General features: G+C 67.9%; 15 protein-coding genes. 11 read left to right on the plus strand and 4 right to left on the minus strand.

Annotation, left to right across the window (positions count from 1 at the left end; genetic code table 11):
• Positions 1 to 9 precede the first annotated feature (9 nt).
• From HLH36_RS09395 to HLH36_RS09425, 7 genes are all read left to right on the plus strand, one after another.
• Positions 10 to 474 carry a cupin domain-containing protein gene (locus tag HLH36_RS09395; protein ID WP_182986136.1) on the plus strand — a complete coding sequence of 155 codons (465 nt, stop codon included), beginning with the start codon at positions 10 to 12 and terminating at the stop codon, positions 472 to 474.
• Positions 471 to 1,103, plus strand: a complete 633-nt coding sequence (locus tag HLH36_RS09400) for an NUDIX hydrolase N-terminal domain-containing protein (protein ID WP_182986137.1) — start codon at positions 471 to 473, stop codon at positions 1,101 to 1,103. The genes HLH36_RS09395 and HLH36_RS09400 overlap by 4 nt, the downstream gene beginning before the upstream one ends.
• 94 nt (positions 1,104 to 1,197) lie before the next feature.
• Complete coding sequence (htpG, locus tag HLH36_RS09405) at positions 1,198 to 3,051, plus strand: molecular chaperone HtpG (RefSeq protein ID WP_182986138.1); 1,854 nt, start codon at positions 1,198 to 1,200, stop codon at positions 3,049 to 3,051.
• Between the two features lie 149 nt (positions 3,052 to 3,200).
• Entirely contained in the window at positions 3,201 to 4,304 is a 1,104-nt protein-coding gene (gene mtnA, locus HLH36_RS09410) for an S-methyl-5-thioribose-1-phosphate isomerase (RefSeq protein ID WP_182986139.1), read from the plus strand.
• A 129-nt stretch (positions 4,305 to 4,433) separates the two neighbouring features.
• On the plus strand, positions 4,434 to 6,245 hold the full coding sequence (aspS, locus tag HLH36_RS09415; protein ID WP_182986140.1) for an aspartate--tRNA ligase: 1,812 nt from the start codon (positions 4,434 to 4,436) through the stop codon (positions 6,243 to 6,245).
• Between the two features lie 49 nt (positions 6,246 to 6,294).
• On the plus strand, positions 6,295 to 7,146 hold the full coding sequence (locus HLH36_RS09420) for a cell envelope integrity EipB family protein (protein WP_246376654.1): 852 nt from the start codon (positions 6,295 to 6,297) through the stop codon (positions 7,144 to 7,146).
• Positions 7,140 to 8,543: an amino acid permease gene (locus HLH36_RS09425; protein ID WP_182986141.1), complete on the plus strand. Its 1,404-nt coding sequence runs from the start codon at positions 7,140 to 7,142 to the stop codon at positions 8,541 to 8,543. Before HLH36_RS09420 ends, HLH36_RS09425 begins: the two co-directional genes overlap by 7 nt.
• A 63-nt stretch (positions 8,544 to 8,606) precedes the next feature.
• Here HLH36_RS09425 and HLH36_RS09430 read toward each other — a convergent pair whose 3' ends face one another.
• Positions 8,607 to 9,020 (minus strand): type II toxin-antitoxin system VapC family toxin, encoded by a 414-nt coding sequence (locus HLH36_RS09430; protein WP_220792780.1) that lies wholly within the window; start codon positions 9,018 to 9,020, stop codon positions 8,607 to 8,609.
• Positions 9,017 to 9,277 (minus strand): antitoxin, encoded by a 261-nt coding sequence (locus HLH36_RS09435; RefSeq protein WP_182986142.1) that lies wholly within the window; start codon positions 9,275 to 9,277, stop codon positions 9,017 to 9,019. The genes HLH36_RS09430 and HLH36_RS09435 overlap by 4 nt, the downstream gene beginning before the upstream one ends.
• Positions 9,278 to 9,688: 411 nt before the next feature.
• Between HLH36_RS09435 and HLH36_RS09440 the strand changes: the two genes are divergently transcribed.
• Positions 9,689 to 10,027: a YXWGXW repeat-containing protein gene (locus HLH36_RS09440; protein WP_182986143.1), complete on the plus strand. Its 339-nt coding sequence runs from the start codon at positions 9,689 to 9,691 to the stop codon at positions 10,025 to 10,027.
• 54 nt (positions 10,028 to 10,081) lie between these two features.
• Here HLH36_RS09440 and HLH36_RS09445 read toward each other — a convergent pair whose 3' ends face one another.
• Together HLH36_RS09445 and HLH36_RS09450 are read right to left on the minus strand one after the other, a co-directional pair.
• Positions 10,082 to 10,864 carry an exodeoxyribonuclease III gene (locus HLH36_RS09445; RefSeq protein WP_182964571.1) on the minus strand — a complete coding sequence of 261 codons (783 nt, stop codon included), beginning with the start codon at positions 10,862 to 10,864 and terminating at the stop codon, positions 10,082 to 10,084.
• An 18-nt stretch (positions 10,865 to 10,882) separates the two neighbouring features.
• On the minus strand, positions 10,883 to 11,257 hold the full coding sequence (locus tag HLH36_RS09450; protein ID WP_408871870.1) for a HesB/IscA family protein: 375 nt from the start codon (positions 11,255 to 11,257) through the stop codon (positions 10,883 to 10,885).
• 143 nt (positions 11,258 to 11,400) lie between these two features.
• Between HLH36_RS09450 and HLH36_RS09455 the strand changes: the two genes are divergently transcribed.
• From HLH36_RS09455 to HLH36_RS09465, 3 genes are all read left to right on the plus strand, one after another.
• Entirely contained in the window at positions 11,401 to 12,582 is a 1,182-nt protein-coding gene (locus HLH36_RS09455; RefSeq protein ID WP_182986144.1) for a deoxyguanosinetriphosphate triphosphohydrolase, read from the plus strand.
• A gap of 80 nt (positions 12,583 to 12,662) precedes the next feature.
• Positions 12,663 to 14,456 carry an arginine--tRNA ligase gene (gene argS / locus HLH36_RS09460; protein WP_182986145.1) on the plus strand — a complete coding sequence of 598 codons (1,794 nt, stop codon included), beginning with the start codon at positions 12,663 to 12,665 and terminating at the stop codon, positions 14,454 to 14,456.
• Positions 14,453 to 15,424, plus strand: coding sequence for an SPOR domain-containing protein (locus tag HLH36_RS09465; RefSeq protein WP_182986146.1), 972 nt, complete (start codon positions 14,453 to 14,455; stop codon positions 15,422 to 15,424). The genes argS and HLH36_RS09465 overlap by 4 nt, the downstream gene beginning before the upstream one ends.
• Positions 15,425 to 15,428: the final 4 nt, after the last annotated feature.

The raw sequence follows: 15,428 nt of genomic DNA on the forward strand, positions 1-15,428 counted from the left end.
GGAGGCGCCATGACCCGGCCTGCGATCGATCTGCGTAATCCCGACCTGCCGGCCGATGCCGTGCGCGAGGCGCTGGCCCTGTCGGCGCACCCGGAGGGCGGGTGGTATCGCGAATTGTGGCGCGACACCCCGCCGGAAGGCGGGCGGGGGACGGCTACGACCATCCAGTTCCTGCTCGCGCGGGGCGAGCGGTCGCACTGGCACCGGGTGGATGCGGCTGAAATCTGGTGCTGGCAGGGTGGTGCGCCGCTGCGGCTGCGCATGGCGCGGGACGGGGTGGAAGAGATCGTGATCCTGGGGCCGTGCCCGGGCGAAGGGCATCTTCAGCAGGCGGTGGTGCCGGTGATGGGCTGGCAGGCGGCCGAATCGCTGGGGGCGTGGAGCGTGGTGGGCTGCATCGTCGCCCCGGCCTTCCAGTTCTCGGGCTTCGAACTCGCCCCGCCGGGTTGGGCGCCGGAAGGAGCGTCGGCGTGAGTGGCAAGCCGGAGTGGCTGACCTGGGGGCGGGAGATCCAGGCCATTGCCCAGACCGGCCTGACCTTTACCCAGGACCCGTTCGACCGCGAGCGGTACGTGATGCTGCGGACGATCGCCGCGCGCATGATGGCGGTGGGCACCGGCGCGCCCGTGGCGTGGATCGAGAGCCTGTTTGCCGGGCAGGAGGGCTATGCGACGCCCAAGGTCGAAGTGCGCGCCGCCGTGTTCGACGCGGCGGGTCGTATCCTGATGGTGCGCGAAGTGCTGGACGGCGGGCGGTGGACGCTGCCCGGCGGGTGGGCGGATGTGAACCTGACCCCGGCCGAGAACGCTGTGAAGGAAGTGCAGGAGGAAAGCGGCTATATCGTGACGGTGCGCAGGCTGGCGGCGGTGTGGGATCGCGACCGGCAGGGGCATGAGCACAAGGCGTTTTCCTGCGCCAAGTTCTTCTTTCTGTGCGATCTGGCGGGTGGGAAAGCGGCCACCAGTATCGAGACTTCGGAGATTGGCTGGTTCGGCCCGGAGGAGATTCCGGCCGACCTGTCGCTGGGCCGGGTGCTGCCGGGGCAGATACGGCGCATGTTCGACCATTACCGGGAGCCTGGCCTGCCGGCCGATTTCGAGTGATGGAAGATGGATGGGTCGCAGGGCGTTGAAATCATGATGTTCGTGACCCATATGCTGCCACTGGATGATTTTACGTAACAGAGAGATTTCCGACATGGTCGATCAGGCGACGGGTGGCGAGGAACATGCTTTCAGCGCGGAGGTCGGGCGGCTGCTCGACCTGGTGGTGCATGCGCTCTATTCCGAGCGCGAGATTTTCCTGCGTGAACTGGTGGCCAATGCCGCCGACGCCACCGACCGGCGGCGCTTCGAGGCCCTGACCGATGCCGCCCAGGCGCTGCCCGAGGGCGCGAAGGTGCGTATCGAGCCCGACAAGGATGCGCGGCGCCTGACCATCAGCGACGATGGCGCGGGCATGAGCAAGGACGAGCTGGCGCGCAACCTGGGCACCATTGCGCGCTCGGGCACCCGTGCGTTCGGCGAGGAGCTGGCCAAGCACAAGCCGGAGGAACGGTCCGGCCTGATAGGCCAGTTCGGCGTCGGCTTCTATGCGGCCTTCATGGTGGCGGAGCATGTCGATGTGGTGTCGCGCCGTGCTGGTACGGACGAGGCGTGGCGCTGGTCGTCGGACGGCAAGGGCAGCTTCACCCTCAGCCCCGCGACGCGCGAGCAGCCGGGCACCGACATCATCCTCTACATGAAGGAGGATGCCGACGAGTTTCTGGACGCGTGGCGGCTGGAAGCGATCGTGCGCAAATGGGCCGATCACATCGCCTGGCCGATCACGATCCACAGCGATGGCGAGGACAAGCCGGCCAATGCGGGCACCGCCCTGTGGCGCAAGCCGCGCAGTGAGGTCACGGAAGAGCAGCTGACCGAGTTCTATCGGCATGTCAGCCATAATTTCGATACGCCCTGGGCGACGCTGCACTGGCATGCCGAAGGGACCATCGATTTCACGGCGCTGCTGTTCATCCCCGGCAGCCGTCCGTTCGAGTTCGGCGAACAGGTGCGCGAGAGCCGGGTGCGGCTGCATGTCCGCCGCATGTTCATCACCGACGATGCGGCGCTGCTGCCGCCCTGGCTGCGTTTCGTACAGGGCGTGGTGGATACCGAGGATCTGCCGCTGAACGTCTCGCGCGAGATGCTGCAGGCGACGCCGGTGTTGCAGCGTATCCGCAAGGCCGTGACCAACCGGGTGCTGAACGAGCTGCGCACCCGCGCCAAGGACGTCGAATCCTATGCCGGCTTCTGGGACAATTTCGGCTCGGTGGTGAAGGAAGGGATCTGGGACGACGCGGAATACCGCACCGACCTGGCGGGTCTGGCCCGTTTCCGTTCCAGCACCGAGGAGGGCTGGACGACGCTGGCCGATTACGTGTCGCGGATGAAGGACGGGCAGGAGGCGATCTATTACCTGACCGGCGACAATCCGGACACGCTGCCGGCCTCGGCGCAACTGGAAGGGTTCAGGGCACGCGGGATCGAAGTGCTGCTGCTGACCGACCCGGTCGATTCCTTCTGGCCCGATCGTCTGGGCACGTTCGAGAGCAAGCCGCTGCGCAGCGTCAGCCAGAGCCATGCCGACCTGGAGAAGTTCGAGGCTCCGCTGCCGGAAGGCGAGAAGGCGGAGCTGGACACGCTGCTGCCGGCGCTGAAGGACGCGCTGGGCGATGCGGTGTCGGAGGTGCGCGGCAGCACGCGGCTGGTGAGCAGCGCGGTGGTGCTGGCGGCGGCCGGCCAGGGGCCGGACCTGCAATTGCAGCGCCTGCTGCGCCGCAGCGGGCAGGCGGTGCCGGACCTGGCGCCGGCGCTGGAGGTCAATCCGGCGCATCCGCTGATCCGCGACCTGGCGGCGCGGGTGGCGCGCGGTGAATCGGTGACCGATACGGCGCTGATCCTGCTGGATATCGCGCGTATCCAGGAGGGCGAGAGCCTGAAGGACCCGACCGCCTTTGCCAGCCGGCTGACGGCGACGCTGACCCATATCCAGGGCGGCGCGGCCTGACGCCTGCCATGACAGGTTCACGCGCATCTGCCGTGTGAACCTGATATTCTGTCGCGTGGAGCCCGCTGCCGGATGGTTGCGGGCTTGATGTCGCGGGGCTTGGGTGCTTCCCTGCGCGGCCTTTTTCCCAGCCATTGGAAACATGCGACATGAAGATCGGTAACGTCCCTTATCGCAGCGTATGGGTGGACCAGGATGATGGCTGGTCGGTCCATATCTTCGACCAGACCCGCCTGCCCTGGGTGCTGGATATCCTGCGCCTGACCGAGCGGGACCAGGTGGCACAGGCGATCCGCAGCATGCAGGTGCGCGGCGCGCCGCTGATCGGCGCGGTGGCGGCCTATGGGCTGGCGCTGGCGTTGCGCGTCGATGCCTCCGACGCCGCGATGGAGCGCGATGCGGCCATGCTGGCGGACACGCGGCCGACCGCGATCAACCTGCGCTGGGCGATCGAGCGCATGCTGGCGCGGCTGCGTCCGCTGCCGGCCGAGGCGCGGATTGCCGCCGCCTATGACGAGGCCGGGCGGATCTGCGACGAGGATGCGGCGCAGAACGAGGCGATCGGCCGGCACGGGCTGAGCCTGATCCAGGAGATCGCGGCGCGGCGGGGCGAGGGGGCGACGGTCAATATCCTGACCCATTGCAATGCCGGATGGATTGCCACGGTCGACTGGGGCACCGCGCTGGCGCCGATCTACATGGCCCATGACGGCGGGCTGAAGGTCCATGTCTGGGTGGATGAAACCCGGCCGCGCAACCAGGGCGCCGCGCTGACGGCGTGGGAGCTGGGCAGCCATGGCGTGCCGCATACGGTGGTGGCCGACAATGCCGGCGGGCACCTGATGCAGCACGGATCGGTGGATCTGGTGATCGTGGGCACGGACCGCGTGACGCGCGGCGGGGATGTGGCCAACAAGATCGGCACTTACCTGAAGGCGCTGGCGGCGCATGACAACGGCGTGCCGTTCTGGGTTGCGCTGCCGTCGACCACCATCGACTGGCGCGTGACCGACGGGCTGACCGAAATCCCGATCGAGGAGCGCGCGGGCGCCGAGGTGACGAGCGTGACCGGCCAGACCGAGGACGGGCGGGTCGAGACCGTGCGGGTGACGCCGCCGGGCAGCCGGGCGGCCAATCCGGCGTTCGACGTGACACCCGCGCGGCTGGTGACGGGGCTGATCACCGAGCGCGGGCTGTGCGCGGCCTCGCAACTGGGGCTGGCCGGGCTGTTTCCGGAACACGCCGAGGCGTAATGGCGGGGCGGCGGCTGGCAGGCGCAGGCAACCCTTGACAGGGGCGGCCCGGCCCGGCTTCCTCCGCCTTCGACCGAACGGGGCGCGTCGCGCCCCGTCCCTTGTTTTTTGGTGACACAGGACCGGACCATGCATCCCTACCGTACCCATAGCTGTGCCGCGCTTCGGGCCAGCGACGCCGGGCAGACCGCCCGCCTCTCCGGCTGGGTGCACAGCAAGCGCGATCATGGCGGTCTGCTGTTCATCGACCTGCGCGATCATTTCGGCATCACCCAGATTGTGATTCCCGCCGGCTCGCCGGTGCTGGAGGCGGTCGAGCGCGTGCGCGTGGAAAGCGTGCTGACGGTGACGGGCGAGGTCGTGCTGCGCGACGACGCGACGCGCAACCCGAACCTGCCGACCGGCGATATCGAGCTGCGCGCGCAGGCGGTGGACGTGCAGTCGGCGGCCGAGGTGCTGCCGTTCCAGGTTGCGGGGCACGAGAACTATCCCGAGGATCTGCGCCTGACCTACCGCTATATCGACCTGCGGCGGGACAAGGTGCATCGGAACATCCTGCTGCGCTCGCAGGTGATCGCCAGCCTGCGGCGGCGCATGACGGAGCAGGGGTTCATCGAGTTCCAGACGCCGATCCTGACGGCCTCCTCGCCCGAGGGCGCGCGCGACTTCCTGGTGCCGGCGCGGATGCATCCGGGCAAGTTCTATGCCCTGCCGCAGGCCCCGCAGCAGTTCAAGCAGTTGGCGATGGTCGCCGGGTTCGACCGGTATTTCCAGATCGCGCCCTGTTTCCGCGACGAGGCGGCGCGTGCCGACCGGTCGCCGGGCGAGTTCTACCAGCTCGATTTCGAGATGGCCTTCGCCACCCAGGAAGACGTATTCGCGACCCTGGAGCCGGTGATGGAGGGCGTGTTCCGCGAGTTCGGCGGCGGGCGCACGGTCAGCGCGGCGCCGTTCGAGCGGATTCCCTATGCCACGGCGATGAAGCTGTATGGCAGCGACAAGCCCGACCTGCGCAACCCGCTGCTGATCAGCGACGTGACCGAATCGTTTGCCGATTCGGGATTCGGGCTGTTTGCCCGCATCGTCGCCGCGGGCGGCGAGGTGCGCGCGATTCCCGCGCCGGGGGCGGGCGACCGTCCGCGGGCCTTCTATGACAAGCTGAACGCCTGGGCGCGCGAAGCCGGGGCCGGCGGGCTGGGCTACATCATCTTCGACGAGGAAGGTGGCAAGGGGCCGATCGCCAAGAACCTGGAGCCCGAGCGCGTGGAGGCGATCCGCGCCACGACCGGGCTGAAGGCGGGCGATGCGGTGTTCTTCGCGGCCGGCAAGGGCGACGAGGTGGTGAAATTCTCCGGCCAGGTGCGCACGCGGGTGGCGACCGAGCTGGAGCTGATCGAGCAGAATGCCTTCCGCTTCTGCTGGATCACCGACTTCCCGATGTATGAGCGCAACGAGGAAACGGGACAGATCGATTTCTCGCACAACCCGTTCTCGATGCCGCAGGGCGGGCTGGAGGCGCTGAACAGCCAGGACCCGCTGACGATCACGGCCTATCAGTACGACATCGTCTGCAACGGTATCGAACTGTCGTCGGGTGCGATCCGCAACCATCGTCCGGATGTGATGATCCGGGCGTTCGAACTGGCCGGCTATCCGGCCAGCGAGGTCGAGGCGCGGTTCGGCGGCATGCTGAACGCCTTCCGCTATGGCGCGCCGCCGCATGGCGGCTCGGCGCCGGGCGTGGACCGCATGGTCATGCTGCTGGCCGACGAGCCGAATATCCGCGAGGTGATCCTGTTCCCGCTGAACCAGCAGGGCGAGGACCTGATGATGGGGGCCCCGGCGCCGGTGCCGCCCGAGCGGCTGAAGGAGCTGTCGCTGGCGCTCGACCTGCCGCGGCCCAAACCTTCGGCCAGCAAGGACGCCAAGCCGGCGGAATAGGCCGGAGATGGTGCCTTGCCAGCGGAGCATCATTGCGCGGAAGGGCGCGATGGGCTCTGCTGCGGTCATGAAACCAAGCATCCGATGCGCCGCCATGGCGCGGCCGGGCAGGGCGCTGCTGGCGGCGGTCCTCCTGGCTCTGCCGGGGGTGGAAAGCCCTGCCCGGGCGGAGACGCCTGTCGTACTGGCACCCCACCGCGCGGTGTATGACCTGACGCTGGTGGCCGTGACCGGGGGCGATACGATTTCCGCCAGCGGAACCATGACCTATACGGTCGGCGATGCGTGTTCGGCGTGGTCGACCCAGCAGCAACTGAAGCTGCAGACGGTGTCGCGCTCGGGCGCGGTGACCGAGATGGTGTCGGATTACGCGACGCTGGAAGCCAAGGACGGGCATAACCTGGTGTTCCAGACCGTCCAGACCGCGAATGGCCGTCCGGCCAGTCGGGTGATGGGCGAGGCGACGATGACGCCGACCGGCGGCGAGATCCGCTATACCCAGCCGACCGCGCATACGATCGGCCTTCCGGCCGGGGTGCTGTTCCCGATGGCCCATACCAGGGCGATCATCCGTGCCGGTGAACAGGGAAAGGCCTCTCTGGCGCCGGTGCTGTTCGACGGAACCGGCGAGGACGGGGCGCAGGATACGTATATCATGATCCTGGGGTGGAACCATCCGCCCTCGGCCAGCCCGTTTCCGGCGCTGGCCCGCCTGCCGTCCGGCCGGGTGCATGTGGCGTTCTATACGGCCTCGTCGCACGACATGCGTCCCGATTACGAGATCGGGATGCGGTATTTCGCCAACGGGGTATCCGACGATCTGGACATGGATTTCGGAGATTTCCGCATGCACGGCACGCTGCGCAGTTTCACCCCAGCCCCGGAAGGTCACCGATGCTGAACCCTACGCCGATCGATGACAGCCAGCCGGATGCGGCGCCCGCCAACGGGGGCGGCTTGGCCCATTCGTTGCGGACCCGCCACGTTTCGATGATTGCCATCGGCGGGATGGTCGGGGCCGGGCTGTTCGTGAACACGTCGGTCATGATCCAGGGGGCGGGGCCGCTGGTGCTGCTGTCCTATCTGATGGCCGGGATGATCGTCTTCCTGGTCATGCGGATGCTGGGGGAGATGGCGATCGAGTGCCCGGAGGCGGGGTCGTTCGTCGGGCATGTGCGGCGGGGGCTGGGGCATCGGGCCGCCTTCGTCACCGGCTGGTCGTACTGGCTGTTCTGGGTGGTGGTGGCTTCGGTCGAGGCCAAGGCGGCGGCGCTGATCGTGGCGCCGATGCTGGGCGTTGCCCAGTTGCCGGTGGCGCTGGCGCTGATCGGGCTGATGACGGCCGTGAACATGGGGTCGGTCCGGGGGTATGGCGAGTTCGAATTCTGGTTCTCGCTGATGAAGATCACGGCGATCGGCGTGTTCACGGTCATTGCCGCGCTGGCGCTGTTCGGGGTGATCGGGTCTTCGCTGCATGGCGGGATCGCGCATCTGTGGGACCAGGGCGGGTTCATGCCGCACGGGTTCGGGGCCTCGCTCTCGTTGCTGCCGGCGATCCTGTTCACGTTCGCGGGTGCCGAGATTGCGACCGTCGCGGCGGCGGAGACTGATAATCCGGGCTATAATACCATGCAGGCTATCCGTACCGTCGTGGTGCGGGTCATGCTGTTCTACATGGGCTCGCTGGGTGTGATCCTGTGCCTGATCCCGTGGAACCAGATCCGCTCCGGCCATTCGCCGTTCCTGGACGTGCTGCACCGGATCGGCATTCCGGGCGCCGAGGCCGCGATGACGGTGGTGGTGCTGGTGGCGATCGCGTCGTGCCTGAATTCCACGCTGTATGTGACCTCGCGCATCCTGTTCGAAATGGCGGCGCATGGCGATGCGCCGGCGGTGCTGGTGCGTACTGGCTCCAGCGGGGCGCCGCGCCGCGCAATCGCGATCGGCAGCCTGGTGGCCGTGGTGCTGACGGTGATTGCGGCGACCTTCCCGGGCGAGGTCTTCGGCTTCCTGCTCAACGCTTCGGGAGCGATCATCCTGTTCGATTACCTGATGGTGGTCTTCGCCCAGATCGCGCTGCGGCGGAGGATGCATGGCGAGGGGCGGCAGCCGGCCTTTCCGATGCTGCTGTTTCCGTACCTGTCCTGGCTGACGGTGGGGGCTATCCTGCTGGTGATGGTGACGATGCTGCTGACGCCCGATACGCGGGTGCAGATCGAATTGGGCAGCCTGACATTGATCCTGATCGTGGCGCTGGGCGCGGTCGCGCCGCGCCGGGGCGGCCGTGCGCCGTCGTGATGGCTGGCTGTTTCATACGGTCCTTTGGTTGTCAGTCATCGTGCGGTGCCTTCTTTCGGTTGATTACACCGTCCAGTCTTCGGTCTTCAAATGGGTGATCTTGCAAAAGCCGGCATCATTGGTGACTAGCGTGGCATTCAGGTCCAAGGCATGAGCGGCGATCAGGAGATCGAGGGCGCCGACCACCTTTCCGGATGCCTCCAGCGCGGCGCGGATTCTGCCATATGTATCGGCGGTCGATGACTCCCAGGGCTCGACAGTGACGCGTTGAAGAAACTCGCCCACAATCCGCTGGAGGCGTGTTGCCTGCGGACGCTTGGCGATGCCGAAACGCAGCTCGCCCTCCGTAATGACGGAGATGCACACGTTCGCCATCGGTGCCCGCGATAGGTTCTCCAGCGCGCGCGGGTTCCCCTTGAGAATGTGGCTCACGGTGTTGGTGTCGAGCATCCACGGCGTTGCCGGTCCGACGCTCATTTCGGTCCATCGGCGAACGGATCCCGATCGTCTTGGTCCTGGGCGCGATCAGCAGGGCCGAGGAAGTCATCCGGCACGCCGCCCGCTCTGATGGCCGCAAGCAGGCCGTCCCAGTTCTCCGGCCGGCGCGACAGGATGACATCTCCAGTCGCTTCGTCCCGACGAATGAAGACTTCCGTGCCTTCGAAGCGGAAGGCGGCCGGCAGGCGAACCGCCTGGCTACGGCCATTATTGAAGATTTTTGCGACCTGGGTCATCACGCCCTCTGCGATAGGTGACATGGTATATATCACCATGGAATACGGCATGGTATATATCAAGCGTTACGTTGGTCGGTCGTCTGCTTCTCAGGCATTCGCACTCCCGATGGCCGTCATCATCGCTTCGCAGGCGACGCGGATCTCGAGGCGGTTATTCGATGTCGAGAGAGGCGCTGATCCGGGCGGTCTGGCTTTATGGAAAACGGGAAATCGTCGCCCGATCGGGTTCGATCGTCAGCGAGGTGGAGGTGAGTAAATCGTCACGACCGACGGTTGTCGTGGTGTTACTCTTCGTGCGGTTCGGTCAAGCCATCGGTCTTATTTCGCCATTCCAGCGCCATGATGATCGGACCATACTGGGACTGACGGGACGCGAAGATCCCGTATGCAGACAGGAGTTGGTTCGCAATGAACAGGCAGATTGTCAGGGGTGCCCTTCTGGCGCTGGGCGTCGTTGCCGGGGGCGCGCTGGTGGTGGATGCCGCCCCGGCCCAGGCGCAGGCCTATCGCTATGGTCCGGTGACGCCGGGCTGGGCGCCTCCGCCCATGCCGCCGCCGCGTTTTGAAAGAATGCCCCCGCCGCGTCCCGGCTGGGTGTGGGTCGGTGGCGGCTGGGACTGGGTCAATGGCGGATATGCATGGGTTCCCGGGCGCTATGTGCGCCGTGGCCGGCATGGCGGCTGGGGACCGGGACGCTGGATGCAGCGCGGCCCGCGCTGGGTCTGGGTACGGCCCGGCTGGCGCTGACCGGACGATGCAACGGGCTCCCCGCCAGCGTGACCGCTGGCGGGGACCTCAGTTTCAGGGGCGTGCGTCTTCCAGGGTGACGACCAGCGGCACATGGTCCGAGGGTTGGTTGCGGCCGCGCTCGTCACGGTCGGGGCGGGCGTCGCGCAGGCGTTCCGCCAGGCGCGGGGACAGCAGGGCGTGGTCGATCCGCAGGCCGCAGTCGCGGGGCCAGGCGCCGGCCTGATAATCCCAGAACGTGTAGTATCTTCCGTGCGGATGCAGCGCCCGCACGGCGTCGGTCAGGCCCAGCCAGATCAGGCGGCGGAAGGCCGCGCGCGTTTCCGGGCGCACCAGCGCATCGGTGGGGGGCAGGGCGCCGGGGGCGCAATCCTCGTCGGTGGGGCAGACATTGTAATCGCCCGTCAGGACGAAATCCCGCCCCGCATCCAGCAGCGCGCGCGCATGCAGGGCCAGGGCCTCCATGAAGGCCAGCTTGGCCTCGTATCCCGCCTCGCCGCCGGAATTGCCGTTGGGCAGGTAGAGATTGCCGAAGACCAGGCCGTTCGCCTCGATTTCGAGGTAGCGTGCCTGGGGGGCGTCGTCGTTCAGGAACGGCAGGCATCGGGCCGTGACGGAGAAGGGCAGGCGCGACAGGATGGCGACGCCGTTATAGCTCTTCTGTCCGACCACGACCGATTCGTAACCGGCGGCGCGGAAGGCATCGGCGGGAAAGATGCCTTCCTCGCACTTGATTTCCTGAAGACCGACCAGGTCGGGTTTTTCGCGCTCCAGCCAGTCCAGCACATGGGTCTGGCGCTGGCGGATGGAATTGACGTTCCAGCTTGCGATTTTCATCTTGGTAGGGCGGTCTGCTCAGTCGATCGAGAAGCTGGTGCCGCACCCGCAGGACGAGGTGGCGTTGGGATTGCGCACGGTGAAGTGCGCGCCCATCAGCGAATCGTTGAAATGCAGTTCCGCGCCCGACAGCAGGTCCAGGCTCGCCGGGTCGACCAGCACGCGGGCACTGCCGGCGGGCACGACGATGTCGTCGGGGCGGGCCTCGCCATCCAGGGCGAAACTGTACTGAAAGCCGTTGCAGCCACCGGCCAGGACGCTGACGCGCAGCCCGGTGGAGGCGGTATCGACGCCGGGTTGGGCGGCGATGATCTCCTGCAGGCGGGTGGCGGCCTGGGGCGAGACGCGGAAAGCCGTTTCGGGCGAGGAGGAAGAAGGGGGCGGCATGTCCATCGGGGATCACCATCGTCGCGCGGCCCGGGTCGGCATGCTGGGCCAGCATGCTGGCCTTGCGGCGCCGGGCGGGTTATCGACAGGGGGCGGTCCGGCTCGTCTGACGCCGGGCGGCCGCCACCCATCCGGGATTGGGGTTATATATGAGCGTCGCACCCTATGCTGTCCAGACCGCCACCGCCCGGGGGCGCCTGTATGTCGAGCCGGAATCCCCCAGCCGTTCGCCGTGGCAGCGCGACCGGGACCGGGTGCTGCATTCCGCCGGTTTCCGCACGCTGCAATACAAGACGCAGGTCTTCGTCAACCATCAGGGCGATTTTTTTCGCACCCGGCTGACCCATTCGCTGGAAGTGGCGCAGATCGCGCGATCGATCGCGCGCAGCCTGTCGGTGGACGAGGACCTGACCGAGACCCTGTCGCTGGCCCACGACCTGGGCCACACGCCGTTCGGCCATGCGGGCGAGGATGCGCTGGCCGCCGCCATGAAGGATTGGGGCGGCTTCGACCACAATACCCAGACCCTGCGGCAGGTGACGAAGCTGGAGCGCCGCTATTTCGGCTTCGACGGGCTGAACCTGACCTGGGAGACGCTGGAGGGGCTGATCAAGCATAATGGCCCGGTGGACCGTCCGACCGGCTATGTCGCCCGCTATGCGGAAGGGCTGGGGCTGGATCTTGGAACCTATGCCTCGGTCGAGGCCCAGATCGCCGCCATGGCCGACGATATCGCCTATCACGCCCACGACCTGGATGACGGGATGCGCGCCGGCCTGCTGGACCTGGCGGATCTGGCGGACCTGCCGGTGGTGGGCGGAGCGCTGGCGCAGGTTCGGGACGTGGCGGGAGGGATTGCCATGTCGGGCGATGCCGCCGAGGAGGCGCATGTGCAGGACCGGATGCGCCATGAGACCATCCGCCGGGTCATCAACGCCCTGGCGGTGGACCTGACGGAGCAGACGAGACGCAACCTCGCTGACCTGGCGCCGCAATCGGCCGACGATGTGCGCCGCGCCGCCAGGCCGGTCGTGGCCTACAGCCCGGCCATGGCGCGCGATAACGGGGAGATCCGTACTTTCCTGTATGCGCGGATGTATCGGCACTGGCGGGTGAACCGCATGACGCGCAAGGCGCGGATCGCGGTCGAATCGATCTTCTCGATTCTGGCCAACGATATCTCGCTGCTGCCGGACGGCTGGCGGCAGGAGGCGCGTGCCACCGATGCGATGGGTGCGCGGCGGATCGTGGCCGATTATATAGCCGGGATGACGGATCGATTCGCGATGGAAGAACATCGACGGTTGACGGATCTGTCCGTGCCGGGCTGAAACGCCCGACCAGATCATCATTCTGACGCGCCGGGCGGGGCATCCGCCCGCGCCGGTATTTCAGTGGGAAGCCGCATCGCATGTCCGACAGCCTGTACGTCCGCTATCTCTCGCATGTGCGCGATGCCCTGCGACGGATCGTTCCGGACTTGCCGGAGGAGGTGGCGGCGCGCGTGGAACTGACCCCGACGCGCGACCCGGCCCATGGCGACATGGCCACCAACGCCGCCCTGCTGGCGGCCAAGCCGGCGCGGCGGCGCCCGGCCGAGATCGCGGCCGAGCTGGCGGCGGCGCTGGTCGAGGTGCCGGGCATTGCGAAGGCGGAGCCCGCCGGGCCCGGTTTCGTCAACCTGACACTGGACGAATCGGTGCTGCGCGGGGTGGTGGGCGATGTGCTGCGCGCCGGCGAATCCTACGGCGATGCCACTCTGGGCGCGGGCGTGCGGGTGAATGTCGAATATGTTTCGGCCAACCCGACGGGGCCGATGCATGTCGGGCATTGCCGGGGCGCGGTCGTGGGTGACGCGCTGGCCAACCTGCTGGCCAAGGCCGGCTATGCGGTCACCAAGGAATATTACATCAACGATGCCGGGGCGCAGGTCATCGCCCTGGCCTGGGCGGCCTATTGGCGGTACCTGGAGGCCATCGGCACGACGATGGACCGGGAGGCTTTCGCGGCCCTGGTGCCCGGCGGCATCCAGTATGGCGGCGACTATCTGGTCCCGGTGGGACAGGCGCTGGCCGAGCAGCATGGTACCGGGCTGGCGGAGCCGGACGGGCTGCCGGCGGCGCCCGAGCACTGGATGGGCACGGTCAAGCCCTTCGTGGTGGCGGCGATGATGGCGATGATCCGCGAGGATCTGGACGCGCTGGGCGTGCGGCATGACGTCTTTACCAGCGAGGCGCAGATCCTGGCCGATGGCGTGACCGACCAGGCCATCGCGCGGCTGGATGCGCAGGGCCTGCTGTATGAAGGCGTGCTGGAGCCGCCGAAGGGCAAGCTGCCCGACGATTGGGAGGCCCGACCCCAGACCCTGTTCCGCTCCACCGCCTTCGGCGACGACGTGGACCGGCCGCTGCGCAAGTCGGACGGGTCGAACACCTATTTCGCCAACGATATCGGGTATCATGACGACAAGGTGCGTCGCGGCGCGGACCTGCTGATCGATGTCTGGGGTGCCGACCATGGCGGCTATGTCACCCGGATGAAGGCGGCGGTGCAGGCGCTGGCCGTGGGGGGGGCGAACGTCGGCTTCGACGTGCTGCTGTGCCAGATCGTGCGGATCGTGCGCGATGGGGAGCCGGTGCGCATGTCCAAGCGCGCGGGGACCTTCGTCACGCTGCGCGACCTGATCGACGAGGTGGGGCGCGATGCGGTGCGCTTTACCATGCTGACGCGCAAGGCCGACGCGCAGATGGAATTCGACCTGGACCAGGTGGTGGCGCAGACGCGCGACAATCCGGTCTTTTACGTGCAGTACGCCCATGCGCGCTGCCGCTCCGTGCTGCGGGCGGCGCAGGAGATGCTGGGCGAGGCGGCGATCGCGCCCGTGGCGCTGGCCGAGGCCGGGCTTGACGGAATCGGGTCGGATGCCGAACTGGCGCTGCTGCGGCGGATCGCCCAGTGGCCGCGTACGGTGGAAGGTGCTGCCCAGGCGCATGAACCGCACCGGGTTGCCTTCTACCTGGGTGAACTGGCGGGGGATTTCCATACGCTGTGGAATCGCGGCCGCGATGATGCGACATTGCGGTTCCTGCAGGAAGACGACCCGGCTGCCACCCGTGCGAAGCTGGCGCTGGTCGAGGCGACGGCGACCGTCATCCGTTCCGGTCTGGCGGTGCTGGGTGTCGAGCCGGTTGAGGAAATGCGATGAGCGATACCGATCCGTCCGGCCGCGACCCGTATGAGGATCGCCTGAACCGCGTGCGCGAGCGCATGAGCGCGGATTATGGCGATGACGATCTGCCGCCGCCGCGTTCGCGCCCGGCCCGCCGGGCGGGCGGCATTCTGGACGGATTGCTGGGTGCCGACCCCACCACGCGGCGCCTGGCCTATGGCGCGGCCGGGCTGGGTGGCCTGCTGGTGATCGCCATCGGCGGCTGGGCGCTGCTGGGGCACCAGCAGGCGGGTATTCCCGTTATCGGGCCGCCGCCCGGCCCGGTGCGGGTGCGGCCGGCCGATCCGGGTGGCATGCAGGTTCTGGGGGCCGAAGCGCCGAGCGGCGATGACGGCGCGGTTGCCCGCCTGGCACCGGGGCCGGAGCAGCCGCGCCCCGATCGTCTGGCCCAGAAATATGGTCAGCCGCCGGAAGCGCCGGCCACCGACGCCCCGGCATCCGGAGCATCGGCGGTCCCTGCGGCGCCGCCGGCACCCGCCAGCCCGCCTGTGGCCAAGGCTCCGGCGCCCGCTGCCAGCCCCGTGCCGGCAGGGCCGACTGCTGCCGCACCGGCGCCGGTGGCCGGGGCACCTTCCGCGCCCGTGACAACGCTGCCTGCCGAATCGGCCACGCCTGTGCCGCCGTCCGCGAGCGCCGCGCCAGCGGCGGCGCCGGCTGCGGTGGCGGGGGGGCGCTACGGCGTGCAGCTTGCGGCGCTGGATTCGCAGCAGGCCGCCGAGAAGGAATGGGCGCGCCTGACGCAGCATTATCCGGACCTGTTCGGGAGCCACACGCCGATCATCGAGCGGACCGAGCGCAATGGGGCGGTCTTCTTCCGGCTGCGCACGCGCGGGTTTGCCAGCATCGCTCAGGCCACATCGTTCTGCGAGCATGTGCGGCTGAACGGGCTGGCCTGCACCCTGGCCGGGTTCCAGGACCGGGCCGTTGGTGACGGAGCCCGTTGATCGC

Origin of the sequence: Gluconacetobacter aggeris (assembly GCF_014174395.1) — a bacterium.
GTDB lineage: Bacteria > Pseudomonadota > Alphaproteobacteria > Acetobacterales > Acetobacteraceae > Gluconacetobacter > Gluconacetobacter aggeris.

Bases quoted from the DNA above. Each gene is read 5' to 3' on its own strand.
- HLH36_RS09395 (WP_182986136.1), top strand. From the start codon at position 10: ATGACCCGGCCTGCGATCGATCTGCGTAATCCCGACCTGCCGGCCGAT.
- htpG (WP_182986138.1), top strand. From the start codon at position 1,198: ATGGTCGATCAGGCGACGGGTGGCGAGGAACATGCTTTCAGCGCGGAG.
- mtnA (WP_182986139.1), top strand. From the start codon at position 3,201: ATGAAGATCGGTAACGTCCCTTATCGCAGCGTATGGGTGGACCAGGAT.
- aspS (WP_182986140.1), top strand. From the start codon at position 4,434: ATGCATCCCTACCGTACCCATAGCTGTGCCGCGCTTCGGGCCAGCGAC.
- HLH36_RS09420 (WP_246376654.1), top strand. From the start codon at position 6,295: ATGGGCTCTGCTGCGGTCATGAAACCAAGCATCCGATGCGCCGCCATG.
- HLH36_RS09425 (WP_182986141.1), top strand. From the start codon at position 7,140: ATGCTGAACCCTACGCCGATCGATGACAGCCAGCCGGATGCGGCGCCC.
- HLH36_RS09430 (WP_220792780.1), bottom strand. From the start codon at position 9,020: ATGAGCGTCGGACCGGCAACGCCGTGGATGCTCGACACCAACACCGTG.
- HLH36_RS09435 (WP_182986142.1), bottom strand. From the start codon at position 9,277: ATGACCCAGGTCGCAAAAATCTTCAATAATGGCCGTAGCCAGGCGGTT.
- HLH36_RS09440 (WP_182986143.1), top strand. From the start codon at position 9,689: ATGAACAGGCAGATTGTCAGGGGTGCCCTTCTGGCGCTGGGCGTCGTT.
- HLH36_RS09445 (WP_182964571.1), bottom strand. From the start codon at position 10,864: ATGAAAATCGCAAGCTGGAACGTCAATTCCATCCGCCAGCGCCAGACC.
- HLH36_RS09450 (WP_408871870.1), bottom strand. From the start codon at position 11,257: ATGGACATGCCGCCCCCTTCTTCCTCCTCGCCCGAAACGGCTTTCCGC.
- HLH36_RS09455 (WP_182986144.1), top strand. From the start codon at position 11,401: ATGAGCGTCGCACCCTATGCTGTCCAGACCGCCACCGCCCGGGGGCGC.
- argS (WP_182986145.1), top strand. From the start codon at position 12,663: ATGTCCGACAGCCTGTACGTCCGCTATCTCTCGCATGTGCGCGATGCC.
- HLH36_RS09465 (WP_182986146.1), top strand. From the start codon at position 14,453: ATGAGCGATACCGATCCGTCCGGCCGCGACCCGTATGAGGATCGCCTG.